The 18606-nt window shown below is 72.7% G+C and carries 14 protein-coding genes; 11 read left to right on the forward strand and 3 right to left on the reverse strand.

Annotation, left to right across the window (positions count from 1 at the left end):
- Positions 1–314: 314 nt before the first annotated feature.
- On the forward strand, positions 315–3902 hold the full coding sequence (gene smc, locus FHP29_RS08740; protein WP_139622491.1) for a chromosome segregation protein SMC: 3588 nt from the start codon (positions 315–317) through the stop codon (positions 3900–3902).
- A gap of 2 nt (positions 3903–3904) precedes the next feature.
- The gene (locus FHP29_RS08745; protein WP_139622667.1) at positions 3905–4387 is read left to right on the forward strand and encodes an acyl-CoA thioesterase; all 483 of its coding nucleotides are present in this window, start codon (positions 3905–3907) and stop codon (positions 4385–4387) included.
- Here the strand turns inward: FHP29_RS08745 and FHP29_RS08750 are convergent.
- Positions 4323–6884, reverse strand: a complete 2562-nt coding sequence (locus tag FHP29_RS08750; RefSeq protein ID WP_139622492.1) for a rhamnan synthesis F family protein — start codon at positions 6882–6884, stop codon at positions 4323–4325. The genes FHP29_RS08745 and FHP29_RS08750 overlap by 65 nt on opposite strands.
- Positions 6881–7381, reverse strand: coding sequence for a hypothetical protein (locus FHP29_RS22640; RefSeq protein ID WP_240044409.1), 501 nt, complete (start codon positions 7379–7381; stop codon positions 6881–6883). The genes FHP29_RS08750 and FHP29_RS22640 overlap by 4 nt, the downstream gene beginning before the upstream one ends.
- A gap of 188 nt (positions 7382–7569) precedes the next feature.
- On the opposite strand from FHP29_RS22640, the gene FHP29_RS08760 reads away from it, so the two are divergent.
- The 6 genes from FHP29_RS08760 to FHP29_RS08785 all read left to right on the forward strand — a co-directional run bounded on the left by FHP29_RS08760 (position 7570) and on the right by FHP29_RS08785 (position 14430).
- A complete protein-coding gene (locus FHP29_RS08760; protein WP_139622493.1) occupies positions 7570–7758 on the forward strand; it encodes a hypothetical protein in 189 nt (62 codons plus the stop codon).
- 54 nt (positions 7759–7812) lie between these two features.
- On the forward strand, positions 7813–8952 hold the full coding sequence (ftsY, locus tag FHP29_RS08765; protein ID WP_139622494.1) for a signal recognition particle-docking protein FtsY: 1140 nt from the start codon (positions 7813–7815) through the stop codon (positions 8950–8952).
- Positions 8953–9055: 103 nt separating this feature from the next.
- Positions 9056–10396 (forward strand): ammonium transporter, encoded by a 1341-nt coding sequence (locus FHP29_RS08770; RefSeq protein ID WP_205013969.1) that lies wholly within the window; start codon positions 9056–9058, stop codon positions 10394–10396.
- On the forward strand, positions 10393–10731 hold the full coding sequence (locus tag FHP29_RS08775) for a P-II family nitrogen regulator (protein ID WP_139622495.1): 339 nt from the start codon (positions 10393–10395) through the stop codon (positions 10729–10731). The genes FHP29_RS08770 and FHP29_RS08775 overlap by 4 nt, the downstream gene beginning before the upstream one ends.
- 116 nt (positions 10732–10847) lie before the next feature.
- Positions 10848–12185 (forward strand): ammonium transporter, encoded by a 1338-nt coding sequence (locus FHP29_RS08780; RefSeq protein ID WP_139622496.1) that lies wholly within the window; start codon positions 10848–10850, stop codon positions 12183–12185.
- Positions 12142–14430 carry a [protein-PII] uridylyltransferase gene (locus FHP29_RS08785; RefSeq protein WP_139622497.1) on the forward strand — a complete coding sequence of 763 codons (2289 nt, stop codon included), beginning with the start codon at positions 12142–12144 and terminating at the stop codon, positions 14428–14430. The genes FHP29_RS08780 and FHP29_RS08785 overlap by 44 nt, the downstream gene beginning before the upstream one ends.
- On the opposite strand, the gene FHP29_RS08790 is transcribed toward FHP29_RS08785, so the two are convergent.
- Positions 14431–15219, reverse strand: a complete 789-nt coding sequence (locus FHP29_RS08790) for a histidine phosphatase family protein (protein WP_139622498.1) — start codon at positions 15217–15219, stop codon at positions 14431–14433.
- A gap of 225 nt (positions 15220–15444) precedes the next feature.
- Here FHP29_RS08790 and ffh point away from each other — a divergent pair, with 225 nt between their 5' ends.
- The 3 genes from ffh (at position 15445) to FHP29_RS08805 (ending at position 18570) form a co-directional block, all read left to right on the forward strand.
- Positions 15445–17022 (forward strand): signal recognition particle protein, encoded by a 1578-nt coding sequence (ffh, locus tag FHP29_RS08795; protein WP_139622499.1) that lies wholly within the window; start codon positions 15445–15447, stop codon positions 17020–17022.
- A gap of 55 nt (positions 17023–17077) precedes the next feature.
- Positions 17078–17470, forward strand: a complete 393-nt coding sequence (locus tag FHP29_RS08800) for an NYN domain-containing protein (protein WP_139622500.1) — start codon at positions 17078–17080, stop codon at positions 17468–17470.
- A gap of 137 nt (positions 17471–17607) precedes the next feature.
- Positions 17608–18570, forward strand: a complete 963-nt coding sequence (locus FHP29_RS08805) for a type IV toxin-antitoxin system AbiEi family antitoxin domain-containing protein (protein ID WP_139622501.1) — start codon at positions 17608–17610, stop codon at positions 18568–18570.
- Positions 18571–18606: the final 36 nt, after the last annotated feature.

An 18606-nucleotide genomic window follows, 5' to 3' on the forward strand; every position in this document is an offset into this window, starting at 1 on the left:
CGGTCGAGTCCGGTAGGGCCCACCTCCGCCTGGCGGCAAGAGGCTTCGCTGTGGTCTTGGGCCGAGCGTGTCGCCTATCGAGTGGGGGCGGACGATCGCTCGCTGCGCTCGGACCGCCCTTGCCGTCGATGCGCTGCGCGCGGGGGCGACACGCTGACGACAGCGTGGTCGCCTGGTAGGTCCAGACGTGTCCCGGCGGCAAGACATTCCTTCCGCGACGCGGCTGCGCCGTTGCGCCGGGCCCGCGGGGTAGCCTGAGAGCCGCCGAGCTTCCCCCGCGTCGGACCCACTGCCCGACCCCGAAGGGAGACTGCGTGTATCTGAAGAGCCTGACCCTCAAGGGGTTCAAGTCCTTCGCGTCCGCGACGACCCTCCAGCTCGAGCCCGGCATCACCTGCATCGTCGGCCCCAACGGCTCCGGCAAGTCCAACGTCGTCGACGCCCTCGCCTGGGTGATGGGCGAGGCGAGCGCCAAGAGCCTGCGCGGCGGCAAGATGGACGACGTCATCTTCGCCGGCACCGCCGGCCGCCCGCCGCTGGGCCGCGCCGAGGTCGTGCTCACGATCGACAACTCCGACGGCGCCCTGCCGATCGACTACTCCGAGGTGACGATCAGCCGGACCATGTTCCGCACCGGCGGCTCGGAGTACGCCATCAACGGCACCACCTGCCGCCTGCTCGACGTCCAGGAGCTCCTCAGTGACTCGGGGATCGGCCGCGAGATGCACGTCATCGTCGGCCAGGGGCAGCTCGACCAGATCCTGCACGCGACCCCGGAGGACCGCCGCGGGTTCATCGAGGAGGCGGCCGGCGTCCTCAAGCACCGCAAGCGCAAGGAGAAGGCGCTGCGCAAGCTCGACTCCACGGAGGGCAACCTCAACCGTCTCAACGACCTGCTCAACGAGATCCGGCGCCAGCTCAAGCCCCTCGGCCGCCAGGCCGAGGTCGCGCGCCGCGCGGCCACCGTCCAGGCCGACGTCCGCGACGCCCGGGCTCGGCTGCTCGCCGACGACCTGGTCACCGCACGCACCGCGCTCGAGCAGGAGCTCGCCGACGAGAGCGTGCTCCTCGCCCGTCGCGAGGAGGTCGAGCGCGCGATCGCCACCGCGCGCGAGCAGGAGGCGCTCCTCGAGGCCGCGCTCCGCGAGGACCTGCCGGCGCTGTCGGCCGCCCAGGAGACGCTGTCCTCCCTGACCGCTCTGCGCGAGCGCTTCCGCGGCACCCAGAGCCTGGCCGCCGAGCGCGTCCGCAACGCCGCCGGTGCCGAGGCCGACGGGGAGCAGGCGGGCACGGGCAGGGACCCCGACGAGCTCGAGGCCGAGGCCGGCCGCCTCGCGGCCCAGGAGACCGAGATCGCGGCCCAGGTCACCGAGCAGCAGACCGCGCTCGAGCGGGCCGTGGCCGAGCGGCGTCGGGCCGAGGAGGCCGCCGCCGACGAGGAGCGCCGGGTCGCGGGCCTGCTCCGCGCCGCCGCCGACCGCCGTGAGGGCCTGGCCCGGCTCCACGGCCAGGTCAACACGCTCCGCTCCCGCGCCCACGCCGCGGAGGAGGAGATCGGTCGCCTGGAGTCCGCACGCGCCGACGCCGCTGCGCGCGCCGAGCGCGCGCAGCGCGACTTCACCGCGCTCGAGACCCGGGTCGCCGGCCTCGACGCCGGCGAGGAGGGGCTCGACGCCGAGCACGAGGCAGCCGTCGCGGCCCTCGACGACATCGAGGAGCGGCTCGCCAAGGTCCGCGAGGAGGCCCAGCAGGCCGACCGCGACAAGGCCGGGCTCAGCGCCCGCAAGGAGGCGCTCGAGATCGGCCTGGCCCGCAAGGACGGCGCCGGGGCCCTGCTCGCCGCCTCCGACACGATCTCCGGCCTGCTGGGGTCCGTCGCGGCGCTCGTCACCGTCCGCGGCGGCTACGAGGGTGCCGTGGCCGCGGCGCTCGGCGCCGCCGCCGACGCGATCGCGGTCACCGACGTCGACACCGCCGTCGCCGCCATCGACCACCTCCGCGGCGACGACCTCGGCCGTGCCGGCCTGCTGCTCGCCGGGGGCGAGGCTGAGACCACGACGTCCTGGCCGGCGCTGCCCTCCGGGACGTCGTACGCCGTCGACGTGGTCGAGTGCCCGGCCCAGATCCGTCCGGCGCTCGACCGGCTCCTGCGCAAGGTGGCCGTCGTCGACGACCTCGACGCCGCTCGCTCGCTCGTCGCCGACCTCGCTGACGTCGTCGCGGTCACCCGCGACGGTGACCTGCTCGGCGCGCACTTCGCCTCGGGCGGCTCCAGCGCCACCCAGAGCCTGATCGAGATCCAGGCGGCCGTCGACGAGGCCGCCGACGCCCTCGCCGAGGCCGTGGCCTCCGCCGAACGACTCGGCTTCGACCTCCAGCGCCTCGAGGGCGAGCGCGCGGAGGCCCGACAGCGGGTCGACGTCGCCCTGGCCCGCCTCCACGAGTCCGACGCCACGCTCGCCGCCGTCGCCGAGGAGCTCGGCCAGCACGGCTCGCTCGCGCGCTCCGCGCGCGCCGAGGCGGAGCGGCTGACCGAGGCGATCGCGCAGGCCGAGACCTCCCGCGAGCAGGCCCTGGTCGGTCTCGCCGAGCTCGAGCAGCGACTCGCCGCCGCCGAGCAGGACACCGACGAGGAGCCCGACACCACCGAGCAGGAGCGCCTGGTCGAGGCGACCCGCGCTGCGCGACAGAGCGAGATGGAGGCGCGTCTGGCCCTGCGGACCTCCGAGGAGCGCGCCCGCGCCCTGCACGGCCGGGTCGACCAGATGCGCAAGGCGGCCGAGGCCGAGCGGCAGGCACGGGCCCGTGCGGCCGAGCGGCGTGCCCGACTCCTCGCCGAGGGTCGCGCCGGCCAGGCCGTCGCCCAGGCCGTCACCTTCGTCCTCGCCCGGCTGGAGAGCTCGATCGAGGAGGCCGCCGCCCGCCGGCGCTCGGTCGAGGACTCCCGGCGCGGTCGGGAGCAGGAGCTGACGGGCGTGCGCCAGACGCTGCGCGACCTCGCCAAGGAGCACCAGGACCTCGTCAGCTCGGTGCACCGCGACGAGATGGCCCGGGCCCAGCAGCGGATGCGGATCGAGCAGATCGAGGCGAAGGCCCTCGAGGAGCTCGGCCTGGAGCCCGAGGGCCTGGTCGCGGACTACGGCCCGGACCAGCCTGTCCCCGTGCTGGAGGCGTCCGGAGAGCAGGACCGCACCGGTGACGAGGAGCCCTCCGAGGACAGCGAGCCGCGCACGGTGCCCTACGTCCGCGAGGAGCAGGCCAAGAGGCTGAAGAGCGCGCAGAAGGCGCTCGCGATGCTCGGCCGCGTCAACCCGCTGGCGCTCGAGGAGTTCAGCGCGATGGAGGAGCGCCACCAGTTCCTCTCCGAGCAGCTCGAGGATCTGCGGGCCACCCGCAAGGACCTGCTCGACATCGTCAAGGACGTCGACGCGAAGGTCGAGCAGGTCTTCACCGACGCCTATGCCGACGTCACCAAGGCCTTCGACCAGACCTTCGCCCGGCTCTTCCCGGGCGGCGAGGGACGGCTGGTCCTCACCGACCCGTCCGACATGCTCGCCACCGGCGTCGAGGTCGAGGCGCGCCCGCCCGGCAAGAAGGTCAAGCGGCTCTCGCTGCTCTCCGGTGGTGAGCGCTCGCTGGTCGCGGTGGCCTTCCTCGTCGCCCTGTTCAAGGCCCGGCCCTCGCCGTTCTACATCCTCGACGAGGTCGAGGCCGCCCTCGACGACACCAACCTCGGTCGCCTGCTCGAGATCTACGAGGAGCTGCGCGAGAACTCCCAGCTCCTCGTCATCACCCACCAGAAGCGGACCATGGAGGTCGGCGACGCCCTCTACGGCGTCACGATGCGCGGTGACGGCGTCTCGGCGGTGATCAGCCAGCGGCTGCGTGAGGAGTCCGCGTGACCATGCCCACGACCACCCCCGCCCCGGACCGCGCCCGGCCCGACCGGTCGGCGTACCGCACCTGGCGGACGGCCACGACGCGCTGGTCCGACGACGACGCCTACGGCCACCTCAACAACGCCCGCTACTTCGACCTGATCGACACCGCGGTCAACGCCCACCTGCACGACGCCACGGGCACCGACATCCGCCGACTCCCCGAGATCGGGGTCGTCGCGGAGGTCTCGTGCCGCTACTTCGCGGAGATGGGCTATCCACGCCCCATCGATCTCGGTCTCGCGGTCGAGCGACTCGGCACGTCGTCGGTCATCTATCGCGTCGGGCTGTTCCAGGGCGATCCCGACGGGGACGGCGCACTCGCCTGTGCGGAGGGCCGGTTCGTGCACGTGTACGTCGACAACACCGACCCCGCCCGCCCGGTCACCGCCGTGCCGGACGTCGTTCGCGCGGTGCTCGAACCGCTGGTGGTGGCGCCGGGTCGCTGAGGCTCGCCCGGCGTACCTGCTGGACCACCCGCCTGGCGGCCCCGTCGTCGGCATGGCCGACGAGGCGCTCCCGGCAGCGGGCGTAGCGCTCGAGGTCATCCTCGGACCGTACGCCGAGAGCGCGCTCCAGGCTGGCCACCAGGTCGGCCCCGGAGTCGCACGCCGGACCGGGCAGATCCTGCTCGCCGTCGGCACCGCCGAGGACGACGACCGGCCGGCCCGTGAGCAGGAACTCCGCCAGGTGATGGGAGTTGTCGCTGACGAGGACGTCGGCCGCGCGGTAGAGCACCTCCACGTGCGGAAGGCGACGCGGCATCAGCAGCAGGGGGTCCAGGCCGGCGAGCCGGTGGGCCTCGGCGTTGCTGCGGACGCCGATCACCGTGTCGTTGCGCCGTGCCCACGCGGCCAGTGCATCGAGACCTGCGTCGTCGAGATCGGGCAGGCAGCGGCCCGCGGCCGGGAGCCACAGCGCCAGTCGTCTTCCTGCCAGCTCGGCCCGCAGTCCGGCGAGCTCCGCACGCAGGTCGGCCGGCAGATCCTCCTCGGCGCGCAGGAGGAAGGCGTGGCGGGGCTGGCCCGTCGCCCACAGCTCGAGGCTCGGCGCGCCGTCCTCCCGTGCGCCGTCCTCCCGCGCATCGGCGGGCATCGAGTCGGCCGAGCCCGTCGCCACCAGGACGTGGCGCTCCGCGCGGCGTCCGCGCCGCTGCGGTGAGGAGGAGAGCGCCTCTCTCGCGTCGAGGGCGTGGGCCGGTCTCGGCAGCCCGGCGCCGACGTCGATGACGCGGTGCTGGTCCATGTCCAGCTCCCAGGGGAGGGTCAGCTCCGCGCTGTGCCGGACGAACACCTGCCCCGCCCGGGCGAGGTGCTCCTGGCCCGCTCGGCTGTCCAGGGGGACACTGACCACGTTCGCGCCCTCCGGGGCGACCGCCCGCGACCGGGTCAGCACGATCTTCTTGATGGAGGGATCGTCGCGGACCTCCTCGAAGATGGCGCGTTCGTTGCCGGTCAGCACGTGCTCGGGCGTCGAGACCGGGAAGGCCCACCAGTGGTCGAACCGGGGAGCGACGCGGTCCTCGACGCGGAACTCCTTCTTGTTGAGCCGCCGTTGGTAGTCGACCCGGCCGTCCGGCCCGGTGCTGATCCGGTGCGTCCGGACGAGCTTGTCGGCCGGGGCGACGCGCCGCAGATTGGGCTCGATCAGGTCGACCCGCGCGTCGGGGACATGCTCGAGGACGCGCTCGCGCCAGCGGCCCAGGTCGGGGGTGCCGGGGTACTCGCCGATGAAGTTCCGCTTGAGCAGGGGGAAGCCCCGGTCGAGCAGCTCGAAGTAGTCGCTGGAGTAGAGCGGATGGAAGGGGTAGAGGTCGTCGATGAAGGTGGCGAAGTCGAAGCCGGCCTTGACGAGGTAGTCGCTGAGCCCGATCTCGTACTTCAAGATCACGAGCTCCTTGTGAGCCTGCTTCACCACCGCGCCGAGCCGCCGGCGGAAGCCGGGATCACGGAAGACCGGGGGGCGGAAGGCGAGCAGGTAGGAGCTCAGATGCATCCGGTAGTGCGGATTCCAGTCCTCGAGCTCGGTGTGCAGCGTCTTGGCCCGGGCCAGCGGGACGGGGGCCAGGTGGCCCTCGGACCGGGAGAAGTCCATCTTCGTGGCCTGCAGGCCCCACCAGTCGGCGGGCCGGGCGTCCATCCGGGCGAAGGCCTCGTCGAGGCTGCGGAGCAGGTAGCAGCTGTCGTTGGCGAAGAGCAGCTCGTCGTAGCCGTCGATCGTGTCCCACCCGACGAGCTCGGTGGCGAGCATCGAGAACGAGCCGAAGTCGTAGCGTCCGTGGGGGATCGACCATGCCGCGACCGTGACGTCGGCGAGCTTGGCGAGCTCGGTCCGGGCCATCACCCCGTCGGCCAGGTAGTAGACGTCGGCGTGCCGGCTCAGCTCGCGCAGGTAGTGCAGGACGTAGTCGTCGACGATCCCGTCGGCGTCGTAGGCGGCGTACAGGCAGATCCTGCGCGGCGCCGGCGACGGGGGGAGGGCGCCCGGCCGGGGTGAGACCTGCGGCGGCGAGGTCCGATGGCCCGCGTGGCGGCCGACGAGCACGTGGAACAGCAGGGGGTTGATGTCGTCGCGCTCCGGGTCGAGGTACTGCGACCAGTACCACCACACGTCGAAGTCGCGGCGCGGGCTGCGCAGCCAGCGCCAGCCGACCCGGCAGAAGTGCTCGACGGGGTCGATGTCGCCGTCGCGGAGCACCTTGAGGTCGCGATGGGCACGCGCGTATCGGGCGCCCTTCATCGCCCGTGCCCGCCGCACCACCGCGATCTCGCACGCGAGCAGCGTCTCGGCATCCGGTGTCGCGAGCTCCTCACCCGGATGGGGATGCAGCCCGCTGCGCACCGTGTCGGCCAACAGCGCGTCGGCCGCCTTGCGGTCCTCGCTCGCGAGAGCCTCCCAGCGGGCGACGAGCGCGTGCCAGGCGTGGATGAACTGCGCGGGGGTCATCGTCGCGAGCGCAGGTGGTGGACGAGCGGATTGTCCTTGGACCCGAGCTCCGGGTGCTGACGGCGGTAGGCGCGGGTGTCGAAGTCAGGCCCCGGGTCCTTGCCGGATCCCGCGCCGCGGCGCAGGTAGTGGAGGGCCGGCGAGGCGCCGCTGCCGGCCGCTCCGGGGTAGGTGCGGAGGTACCACGGGCCGTCGAAGAGGTCGGAGGCGTTGATCAGCGCGAGCTGGGCGCGCTCGGATCGGCTCGGCATCTCCGGAGCCAGCCACCGGCGCAACGGGCCCCACCAGCGGGAGCGGCGCTCACGCTTGGTCAGCCAGGTGTCGAGGGCGACCGACAGCTTGATCAGCTGCTCCTCGGCGCGCGCGCCGACGGCGATCAGCTCACGCTCGGTCTCCAGCTGCTCACGGGCCGCCGCGAGCTCGAGCCGGGAGAGGTGCAGGTCCTCGCGGAGCCGGGAGAGCTCGCGCTCGCTGTCGGCAAGGATCTCCGGCTCCACCCTCTGCTGCCCTCTTCGTCGCGTTGCGCTCGGTCGCTCGACGCTAGCATCCGGCCGCCTCGAGGAGGGAACGGCCACGCGGGACGGACGCGAGTCGCGGCGGGCGAGGCCGCCCGCCGGGGACCTTGGGGCGCCCCGTACGATCAGTGACACCTGCCCGTAGCGATCCCTACTCGGAGGAGTCGAAGGTGCTGTTCGTCGCGCTTGCCGTGATGCTGAGCCTGGTCGTGTCCGCTGTCGTCGCGCTCTACGTCGCCTACCCGCACCGTGGTGAGCAGATGCCCGTGGTCCCGTGGCTCGGCGACGCGCTCGGCCGCGCCGTCGAATCGGCTCCCGTCCTGGCCGACGACGAGCGGGATCTGCAGCGCCTCGGCTGACGCCGGGCTCCCACCCGTTTCGGCCCCGGCCGGGCGGCGTGGTGGGATGAGTCCATGCAGGAGTGGCTCTATCTCGTCATCGGGATCGCCGTCGTCGGCGTCCTCGCGATCGCCGGCTTCGTCGGCACCCGGGTCCGTCGCACCGGGCGGCTGCCCGAGGGCACGACGACCGACGTCATCACCGCGCCGCCGGAGACGCACGCGCCACCGGTCGAGCCCGAGGTCGAGCCCGAGCCCGAGCCCGAGGTCGAGCCCTCCGCCCCGACGCTGGAGCGGCCGGAGAAGCCGGCCTCCCGCCTGGTCCGGCTGCGGCAGCGCCTCGCCGGCTCCAACGCCCTCGGTCGCGGCCTGCTCGGCCTGCTCAGCCGCGAGAAGCTCGACGAGGACACCTGGGAGGCGATCGAGGACCTGCTCATCGCCGCCGACATCGGCGTCGCGCCCACCCAGGAGCTCGTCGAGCGGCTGCGGACCCGGCTGCGCGTCGAGGGCGGTCAGGCGCCCGACGCCCGGACGGTCCTGCGCGAGGAGCTGATCGAGCTCGTCGACCCGACCATGGACCGCGCGCTCCAGGTGAGCGGCGAGGGGGACGTCCCGGGCGTCGTCCTCGTCGTCGGCGTCAACGGCACCGGCAAGACGACCACGGTCGGCAAGCTGGCCCGGATCCTCGTCGCCGAGGAGCGTACGGCGCTGCTGGCGGCCGCCGACACCTTCCGTGCCGCCGCGACCGAGCAGCTCGCCACGTGGGGCGAGCGGGTCGGCGTCGAGGTCGTGCGCGGACCCGAGGGCGGCGACCCGGCGAGTGTGGCCTTCGACGCCGTCAAGCAGGGCGTCGAGCGCGGCGTGGACACGGTCGTGGTCGACACCGCCGGCCGGCTGCAGAACAAGCAGGGCCTGATGGACGAGCTCGGGAAGGTCAAGCGCGTCATCGAGAAGCAGGCCCCGGTCACCGAGGTGCTGCTGGTCCTCGACGCCACCACCGGTCAGAACGGCCTGATCCAGGCCAAGGTCTTCTCCGAGGTCGTCGATGTGACCGGCATCGTGCTGACCAAGCTCGACGGCTCCGCCAAGGGCGGCATCGTGGTCGCAGTGCAGCGCCAGCTCGGCGTCCCGGTCAAGCTCGTCGGCCTGGGCGAGGGCCCCGACGACCTGGCGCCGTTCGATGCGGCCGCGTTCGTCGACGCACTCCTGGGTTGAGCCCAGCGGGGTTCACCGGGTCGTAACCCCGGTGCGGCACCCGTTACCGGCGTGAAACATCCGGCCGCGCGAGCCGAAACCTGCGCCACGGAGTCTTCGGGGCATGGAAAACGGCTACTACACCTGGATGCTGGTGTCGGCCTCGCTCGTCCTGATGATGACTGCGCCCGGTCTGGCGCTCTTCTACGGCGGCATGAGCCGGACCAAGTCGGTCCTCAACATGATGATGATGTCCTTCAGCGCCCTCGGCGTGGTGGGCATCGTGTACGCCCTGTGGGGGTGGTCGATGTCGTACAGCACGACGTTCGCCACCGCCGACGGCGCGACGGGCAAGGAGATCGGCAAGCTCTTCTCCAACCCGTTCACGCAGTTCGGGCTGGAGAGCACCGACCCCGCGAACTACGTCTTCGTCGCCTTCCAGCTGACCTTCGCGGTGATCACCGCGGCGCTGATCAGCGGTGCGGTGGCGGATCGGATGAAGTTCTCCGCGTGGCTGGTGTTCCTGCCGATCTGGGTGACGCTGTCCTACTTCCCCCTCGCGCACATGGTGTGGGGTGGCGGCTTCCTCAGTGGCGTCTCCAACGGTCTGGCCGACCTGCTCTTCTCCGGTGACGGCGGTGCCGAGGTCGCACCGATCGACTACGCCGGCGGCACGGTCGTGCACATCAACGCCGGTGTGGCGGGCCTGGTCCTCGCCCTCCTGCTCGGCCGGCGCCTCGGCTTCGGCAAGGAGCCGATGAAGCCGCACAACCTGACCCTCACCATGATCGGCGCCGGCCTGCTCTGGTTCGGCTGGTTCGGCTTCAACGTCGGCTCCATCGTCAACCTCGACGACTACACGACCGAGACGGGCCTGGTCTGGCTGAACACGACGCTCGCCACGTGCGCCGCGATGATGGGCTGGCTGCTGGTCGAGAAGATCCGCGACGGTCACGCCACCTCCCTCGGCGCCGCGTCCGGCGTCGTCGCCGGACTGGTCGCGATCACCCCGGCGTGCGGCAACCTCGTGCCCTGGAGCTCGATCGTGCTCGGCCTGGTCGCCGGTGGCGTCTGCGCCCTGGCCGTCGGCCTGAAGTACCGGTTCGGGTACGACGACTCGCTCGACGTCGTGGGCGTCCACCTCGTCGGCGGCCTGGTCGGCACGGTCGGCGTCGGCTTCCTGGCCTCCCACGGCGGCGGCCTGCTCACCGGAGGCGGTGTCAAGCAGCTCGTCGTGCAGGTCGCGGTCGCGGCGTTCGCGATGGTCTGGTCGGGCGTGTGCACGCTCGTCGTCGGCCTGGGCATCAAGGCGGCGATGGGCCTGCGGCTCCCGGAGGAGGACGAGGTCGACGGGATCGACTTCGCCGAGCACGGCGAGGCGGCCTACGATCTCACCACCGGCGGCGGCGCTGCCCGTCGTACCTCGCTCCTGAGCCCGTCCACCCCTTCGGAGGTAAGCGCATGAAGCTGGTCACCGCGGTCATCAAGCCGCACAAGTGGGAGGACGTCCGCGAGGCGCTCGAGGCCTTCGGCGTCACCGGGATGACGGTCAGCGAGGTCAGCGGCTACGGCCGGCAGAAGGGCCACACCGAGGTCTACCGCGGAGCGGAGTACGACATCGCGCTGGTGCCCAAGATCCGCATCGAGATCGTCGTCGACGACGCCGACGCCGCCGACATCGTCGGCATCATCACCAAGACGGCCCACACCGGCCGGATCGGCGACGGCAAGGTCTGGGTCAGCCCGGTGGAGTCGGTCGTCCGGGTCCGCACCGGCGACACGGACGCCGCGGCTCTCTGACCCGATGAACCCCGAGCCGGGGTCCGCCCACGCGGCGGACCCCGGCTTCACGGTCGTGTAACAGTTGCCGGAAGACGCGTTACACGTGCGAAACAAAGTCCCCGCACAGTGTCGGGATGCCCGATCTGCTCTCCGTCGTCGCGGTCCCCGCCGCCGCGCCCGCCACGGCGGCCACCACGGCGGCCGGTGACACCGCCTGGCTCCTCGCCTCGGCCGCCCTGGTCCTGCTGATGGCGCCGGGCCTGGCGTTCTTCTACGGCGGCATGGTGCGCTCGAAGAGCGTGCTCAACATGATGATGATGGTCTTCGGTGCCCTCGCGGTCGTCATGGTGGTCTGGGTCCTCGTCGGCTACTCGCTGGCCTTCGGCGACGACCTCGGAGGCGGCCTGCTCGGCGACCCGACCCAGTACGCCGGGTTCCGGGGGATGCTCGAGGCCGACCCGGAAGCGCCGTACCCGATCACGATCTTCGCCGCCTTCCAGGGCCTGTTCGCGGTCATCACGGTCGGCCTGATCGCCGGGGCGATCGCCGACCGCACCCGGTTCGGCACCTGGCTGCTGTTCGCGGCGCTGTGGACCGTGCTCGTCTACGCGCCGGTCGCGCACTGGATCTTCGACTTCAGCTCCGGCGACCACGTCGGCGGGTGGATGGCCAACCGCCTGGGCGCCCTCGACTTCGCCGGCGGCACGGCCGTCGAGATCAACTCCGGCGCCGCCGGACTGGCCGCCGCGCTGGTGCTCGGCCGCCGGGTCGGCTTCGGGCGGGACCCGATGAAGCCGCACAACCTGACCCTCGTCATGGTGGGCGCGGGCCTGCTGTGGTTCGGCTGGTTCGGCTTCAACGCCGGATCCGCCCTCGCGGCGAACAACACCGCGGCCGTGGTGTTCGTCAACACCCTGCTCGCCGGCTGCACCGGCCTGCTGGCCTGGCTCGGCGTGGAGCGCTTCCGCGACGGGCACGCCACGTCGTTCGGCGCCGCGTCCGGCGTGGTCGCTGGCCTGGTGGCGATCACCCCGTCCTGCGGCTCGGTCACGCCGATCGGCGCGATGCTGGTCGGCCTCGTCGCGGGCGCGGTGTGCGCGCTGGCGGTCGGCCTGAAGTACAGGCTCAAGTACGACGACTCCCTCGACGTCGTCGGCGTGCACCTCGTCGGCGGGCTGGTCGGCACGATCATCATCGGTCTGCTCGCGTCGTCCTCGGTGACCGGCGTCGACGGCCTCCTCTACGGCGGCGGCGCCGACCAGCTGGGCAAGCAGCTGCTCGCCGCCGGCGTCACCCTCGCGTACTCCTTCACGACGACCGCGCTCCTCGTGTGGGTCCTCGAGCGGACGGTCGGCTTCCGCATCGATCCCGACCACGAGGTCGCCGGCGTCGACCTCGTCATCCACGCCGAGACCGCCTACGACCTGCATGTCTCGACCGGCAGCGGCCGTCCGCACTTCGGGCACGGGTGACCACCGGGTGACCGCCGCCGAGCGGGCCACGCGCACCGACGCGGCCGACGCCCTCTGCATCGGCGCGTACGACGCCGCCGGGGGGCCGGACTCCGGCGTCGCCCTCGTCGCGGTGGGCGGCTACGGGCGGGGCGAGCTCGCACCCTACTCGGACCTCGACGTCGTCCTCGTCGCGGAGGAGGGCGTCGAGGACACACTGGGGGAGGAGCGCTGGACCACGCTGGCGAGCCAGGTCTGGTACCCGCTGTGGGACTCCGGGGCCAAGCTCGACCACGCGGTGCGGACCCTGCCGGAGATGCTGACCGCCGCGGAGGGTGACGTGCGGGTGGCCTCCGGGCTGCTCGACGTGCGCCACGTCGCCGGCGACCACAGCGTCGCGCTGCGGCTGCGGACGACGACGCTCACCCACTGGCGCCGTCAGGCCCGCGAGCGGCTGCCCGAGCTGCGCGAGCTGGTGCGCGGCCGACACCGCCTCGTCGGCGAGCTCGCGCACCTCTCGCTTCCGGACGTCAAGGAGGCCGAGGGCGGGCTGCGCGACGCGACCGTCCTCAAGAGCCTGACCGCCACCTGGATGGTCGACGTGCCGGCCGCCGACCTGGAGCGGTGCCGCCAGCAGCTCCTGGACGTGCGGGATCTGCTCCACGAGGCCGCCGGTCGGGCCAGTGACCGGATCGCGCCCGAGCACTGGGGACCCCTGGCGGAGGGGCTCGGACTGCCGGACGAGGCGGCCGCGCAGCGCTATGTGCGGGAGCTGGGGCGCAGGGTCACGCACCTGTCCCGGCTCGCGTGGCGGCGTACCGACGACGCGCTTCGGCGAACGCCCGCCGCCCGGCCGCGCCGTCCCGACCTCCAGCGGGTCGCCCCCGGTGTCGCGCTGTCCCGGGGGGAGGTCGTCCTGGAGGCCGGCGCGAAGCCGGCCTCGGACCCGGTGCTCCTGCTCCGCGCCGCCGCCGAGGCCGCCGTCCGGGACGTGGTCCTGGCACCTCCGACCGCGGCCCGCCTGGTCCGCGAGTGTCCGCCTCTGCCGGAGCCGTGGCCCGACGAGGCCCGCCAGCAGCTGGTCCGGCTGCTCGCGGCCGGTCCTGGGCTGCTGCCGGTGTGGGAGACGCTCGACGAGACCGGCGCGCTCGACCGGATCCTGCCCGAGTGGGAGCGGATCCGGCTGCTGCCGCACGCCTCGCCCATCCATCGCTTCACCGTGGACCGCCATGTGGTGGAGACCTGTGTCGAGGCCTCCGCGCTCATCCGGGACGTGTCGCGCCCCGACGTGCTGGCGGTCGCGGCGCTCCTGCACGACATCGGCAAGGGCGAGCTGACCGAGCACAGCGTCGCCGGCGTCCCGATCGCCCGCGCGATCGCCACCCGGATGGGGTTCGGGCCTCGCGAGGTCGACCTGATCGGCCAGCTCGTGCGCTGGCACCTGCTGCTCGCCGACATCGCGACGACCCGCGATCCCGATGATCCGGGCACGATCGACACGCTCCTCGAGCACGTCGACAGCCTCGACGCGCTGGCGCTGCTGACCGCGCTCACCGAGGCCGACGCCAAGGCGGCCTCACCCAAGGCGTGGTCGTCGTGGCGCGCCGGGCTGGTGCTCGACCTCTCCCGCCGCGCCCGCGCGGCTCTCGAACGGGGGAGCGTGCCGCCGGCGTTCACGGTCGAGGAGATCCCGATCCCCGCGGGGGTGGCGGACGGCGAGCCGTCCATCGTGGTGGAGCCTGTCGGGGACGGCTCGCGGGTCACCGTCGTGGCGCTCGACCGGGTGGGCCTGCTGGCCGACGTCGCGGCCGTGTTCGCGCTGCGCCGCGTCACGGTGCGGGCGGCGCGGATGTGGTCGCAGGGGGACTTCGCCGTGTCCGTCTGGGACGTCGGCGAGAGCGGTCTCGACCCCGGGGCGCTGCGCGACCAGCTGGACGCGATCACGTCGCGTCGCCTCGACCCCGCGTCCCGGCTCGCCGCGCGGCACACGCCCGACGGACTCGACCCGGCGGTCGTCGTACGGCCCGAAGCCAGCGACCAGGCCACCGTCATCGAGGTCCGGGCCGCCGACCGGCTCGGCGTGGTGCACCTGGTCAGTGCGGCGCTCGCTGCGCTCGACATGACGGTTCGCTCGGCCCACATCTCCACGCTCGGGCCGCAGGCAGTCGACGTCTTCTACGTCCAGGAGGTCGCGGCGGGCGCGCTCTCCGAGACGCGGGCGGCCGAGGCCGCCCGCGCCGTGCGGAGGGCGATCAGCGCGAGCTGATCAGGGGAGGGGCGAGGTCACCTGGGTGGCGACGCCGGTCACCGGGTCGACCTCGTAGTAGTAGTGCGGGGATCCGTCGCGGTTGGGCATGCTCGCCGGGTCGGGGCTGACACCGAACGCGGTGCAGACCAGGGTGCCGTCGGGGTTGAGGTGGGCCTCGATCATCTCCGTGTTCCCCGGGAACCGCTCCGAGAAGGGCAGCTGCGGCTTGTTGGCGCAGGTCTCGGGGAGCATCAGGCCGTAGATGCCGCCGTGGGCGACCACCACGCCCGTGCCTCGGTCGGTGCGGTGCTCGCGGGCGTACTGCGCCCACCACCGGTCCCAGCGCTCCTGGACGTCGAAGTAGTTCTCCCCGCCGCCGAACGCGTTGCCGCGCGTGGACGGGTCCATCACCCAGCTGGCCAGGATCCCTCCGGCGACGCGCTCGTCCTTGGAGACCAGCTCCACCTCCCGGATGTCCTCGTCGGCCAGGACGGGCACGTCGTGGTCGGCGGCGACCCCGTCGGCCGTCTGGTAGGTGCGGACCATGATCGAGGAGTCGACGGACGCGATCGGGGCGTCGGCGAGGTAGGTGACCAGCTTGGCCGCCTGTTGGATGCCGAGGGCCGAGAGCTCCTCCTCCGGCTGGGGGTAGGTGCTGTTGGCGTGACGGACGAACAGGATGTCGTAGCCGGGCGAGGCGAGCTTCGGCTTCGGGTCGGCATCCGCCTGCAGTCCGACGACCGTGGGCGTCGTCGCGAGGACGGCGACCGTCGCGGCGAGGGTGGAGAGTCGGGTACGGCGCTTCATGGAGGTCCTCCGGATTCGGGGATGGCGCGGAGCCCGAGCATCGGGAGGGCGGTCCCCAGGGACGTCGCGGATCCCGGTGAGTGAGACGTGCGTCACGGCCGCCGGCGCCCCGTCGTCACCGGGGAGGTCGGGGCTGCGGGGGCCGGCGGTTACGATCGGTGCTCGAAGACTTCCGCCCGGGCGCCCCCGGACGACTCCGACGACTCCCACGAGGACGCAACGCTCTTGTTCGCCACACTTTCCGATCGCCTCACCGCGACCTTCAAGAACCTGCGCGGCAAGGGACGGCTCTCCGAGGCCGACATCGACGCGACGGCTCGTGAGATCCGCATCGCCCTGCTCGAGGCCGACGTCGCGCTGCCCGTGGTCAAGGACTTCGTGGCCGCGGTCAAGGAGCGGGCCCGCGGCGAGGAGGTCAGCCAGGCGCTGAACCCCGCCCAGCAGGTCGTCAAGATCGTCAACGACGAGCTCGTCGCGATCCTCGGCGGAGAGACCCGCCGGCTGCGCTACGCCAAGACCGGCCCGACGGTCATCATGCTCGCCGGCCTCCAGGGTGCCGGCAAGACGACCCTCGCGGCCAAGCTCGCGCTGTGGCTCAAGGAGCAGGGCAAGACGCCGATGCTCGTGGCCTGCGACCTGCAGCGCCCCAACGCCGTCCAGCAGCTGCAGGTCAACGGCGAGAAGGTCGGCGTACCCGTCTTCGCGCCCGAGCCCGGCAACGGCGTCGGCGACCCGGTCTCCGTGGCGAAGGCCTCCATCGAGGAGGCCAAGCGCAAGCTCCACGACGTCGTGATCGTCGACACCGCGGGCCGCCTCGGCGTGGACGCGGAGATGATGGCGCAGGCCGCCGGCATCCGCGACGCCGTCCAGCCCGACGAGGTCCTCTTCGTCGTCGACGCGATGATCGGCCAGGACGCCCTCGTCACCGCCCAGGCCTTCCTCGACGGCGTGGGTTACGACGGCGTCGTCCTCACCAAGCTCGACGGCGACGCCCGCGGCGGTGCGGCACTGTCGATCCGCCACGTCACCGGCCGCCCGGTCATGTTCGCCTCCTCCGGCGAGAAGATGACCGACTTCGACGTCTTCCACCCCGACCGGATGGCCTCGCGCATCCTCGACATGGGTGACGTGCTGACCCTGATCGAGCAGGCGGAGAAGGCCTTCGACCAGGAGGAGGCGCTCAAGGCCGCGGAGAAGCTCACCCAGGGCGACTTCACCCTCGACGACTTCCTCGCGCAGATGCAGCAGCTGAAGAAGCTCGGCTCGATGCAGAAGATCCTCGGGATGCTGCCCGGCATGGGCCAGATCCGCGAGCAGCTGGAGAACTTCGACGAGCGCGAGATCGACCGCATCGAGGCCGTCATCCGCTCGATGACGCCGGCCGAGCGAGCGAACCCCAAGCTCATCGACGGCTCCCGCCGCGCCCGCATCGCCAAGGGCTCGGGCCGCAGCGTGTCCGACGTCAACAGCCTCGTCGACCGCTTCTTCGAGGCGCGCAAGATGATGATGCAGATGGCCCGCGGCGGCGGGATGCCCGGCATGCCGGGGATGCCCGGGATGCCCGGGATGGGTGGCCCTGGCGGCGGCAAGCGCGCCAGCGCCAAGCAGAAGGCCAAGCAGTCCAAGGGCAAGGGCGCGCGCCGCTCCGGCAATCCCGCCAAGGCCGCCCAGGAGGCCGCCGCGGCGAAGGCGAAGGCCGCGGAGACCAAGCCCAACCCGTTCGGCATCGGCCAGGACATCGACTACGAGGCGGCCGCCGAGAACCTCGAGCTGCCCAAGGACTTCTCCAAGTTCCTGCGCTGACCGCAGCGAGCCTGGTCAGGGCATCGAACACGTCGTCCGAGCGGAGCGAGGTCCCATGGCGAGCGCAGCGAGCCGGTCGCCGAAGACGACGCTCATCGTCGACGGCGCCAACGTCATCGGCGCGCGTCCCGACGGCTGGTGGAAGGACCGTGCCGGGGCCGCCCTGCGGCTGCACGACCGGCTCCTCGTCGCCGACATCGAGTACGACGTCGTGGTGCTCGTGCTGGAGGGCCAGGCCAAGAGCGGCGTTCGGCCGGGCAAGGACGCCCATGTGCGGACCGTGCACGCCCCCAAGGACGGTGACAGCACGATCGTCGCGGAGGCGCGCCGGGCCGCCGAGAAGGGCGACCGGGTGGTCGTCGTGACCGCCGACCGGGCTCTCGACGCCCGCGTGCACGGCGCCGGCGCGACCACGCTGTCGCCGACCTGGCTGCTGGCCCGCCTCTGAGCACCGCCCGCGCGTGATCGTGGGCCTTGGCGTGCACGTGGTGGACGCCAGGGCCCACGATGAGGGCGGGGGCGGGTTATCCACAGGTACGGAGCGGCTCGGTTGCGTCACCCTGCGCGCGCGGTGAGGGTCGTGACATGGTCGACGCCCCCCTCCGCCGCTTGGCCCCGCTCCTCGCCATGCAGAGCGGCGTGGTCAGGCGCGCACAATTGCGGGAGCTGGGCCTCGCCGACCACGACGTCGCACGCCTGGTCCGACGGCGCGCGCTGGTGCGTGTGCATCCCGGCGTGTACGTCGACCACACCGGGCCGCTCAGCTGGGAGCAGCGGGCGTGGGCGGCGGTGCTCGCCTGTTGGCCCGCCGCTCTGGCCGGCGGCTCGGCCCAGCGGTCCGGCGACCATCGACGCAAGGGGTACGCCGACGACGGGACGCCGGTCGAGGTGCTGGTCGACTGGAGCCGCAGTCTGCGGCGGCCGTCCGGCGTGCGGGTGCGGCGGAGCCGCCACCTGCGGCGCGAGGTGGATTGGTCGCTGCTGCCGCCGCGACAGCGCTCACGGGGCTGGGTCCTCGACCTCGCCGCCGAGGCGCCGACGGACCTCGAAGCGGTGGCGGTGATCGCGGACGCGGTCGGCGACCGGCGGGTGCGGCCGGCCGACCTCCGTGCCGCGTTGGCGGAGCGGTCGAGAATCGGACGAAGGCGGTTCCTGGAGGCGGTGGTCGCCGACGCGGAGGCCGGCACGTGCTCAGTGCTGGAACACGGCTACCTCCAGCGGGTCGAGCGGGCGCACGGTCTTCCGGCCGCGGAGCGCCAGGTCCGGTCATCGGTCAAGGGGCTGCTCTACCGCGACGTCGAGTACGTCCGCTTCCGCACGATCGTCGAGCTCGACGGTCGCCTCAACCACACCGGGATCGCCAACCGGGACCGCGACCTCGAGCGCGACCTGGACGCAGCCGTCGACGACCGGCTGACGGTCCGGCTGGGGTGGGGCCAGGTGTTCGGAGGCGAGTGCCGCACCGCTGCACGAATCGGGGCCATCCTGGCGGGGCGGGGCTGGGAGGGCGTCGTCCACCCCTGCCCGCGGTGCCGGGTCGGCTCGTGATCGTGGGCTCCGGCGTCCACCAGGCGAACGGCAGGA

It is taken from the genome of Nocardioides albidus (genome assembly GCF_006335005.1).
Classification (GTDB): domain Bacteria; phylum Actinomycetota; class Actinomycetes; order Propionibacteriales; family Nocardioidaceae; genus Nocardioides; species Nocardioides albidus.

Bases quoted from the DNA above. Each gene is read 5' to 3' on its own strand.
- FHP29_RS08745 (WP_139622667.1), top strand. From the start codon at position 3,905: ATGCCCACGACCACCCCCGCCCCGGACCGCGCCCGGCCCGACCGGTCG.
- FHP29_RS08750 (WP_139622492.1), bottom strand. From the start codon at position 6,884: ATGACCCCCGCGCAGTTCATCCACGCCTGGCACGCGCTCGTCGCCCGC.
- ftsY (WP_139622494.1), top strand. From the start codon at position 7,813: ATGCAGGAGTGGCTCTATCTCGTCATCGGGATCGCCGTCGTCGGCGTC.
- FHP29_RS08770 (WP_205013969.1), top strand. From the start codon at position 9,056: ATGGAAAACGGCTACTACACCTGGATGCTGGTGTCGGCCTCGCTCGTC.
- FHP29_RS08775 (WP_139622495.1), top strand. From the start codon at position 10,393: ATGAAGCTGGTCACCGCGGTCATCAAGCCGCACAAGTGGGAGGACGTC.
- FHP29_RS08780 (WP_139622496.1), top strand. From the start codon at position 10,848: ATGCCCGATCTGCTCTCCGTCGTCGCGGTCCCCGCCGCCGCGCCCGCC.
- FHP29_RS08785 (WP_139622497.1), top strand. From the start codon at position 12,142: ATGTCTCGACCGGCAGCGGCCGTCCGCACTTCGGGCACGGGTGACCAC.
- FHP29_RS08790 (WP_139622498.1), bottom strand. From the start codon at position 15,219: ATGAAGCGCCGTACCCGACTCTCCACCCTCGCCGCGACGGTCGCCGTC.
- FHP29_RS08800 (WP_139622500.1), top strand. From the start codon at position 17,078: ATGGCGAGCGCAGCGAGCCGGTCGCCGAAGACGACGCTCATCGTCGAC.
- FHP29_RS08805 (WP_139622501.1), top strand. From the start codon at position 17,608: ATGGTCGACGCCCCCCTCCGCCGCTTGGCCCCGCTCCTCGCCATGCAG.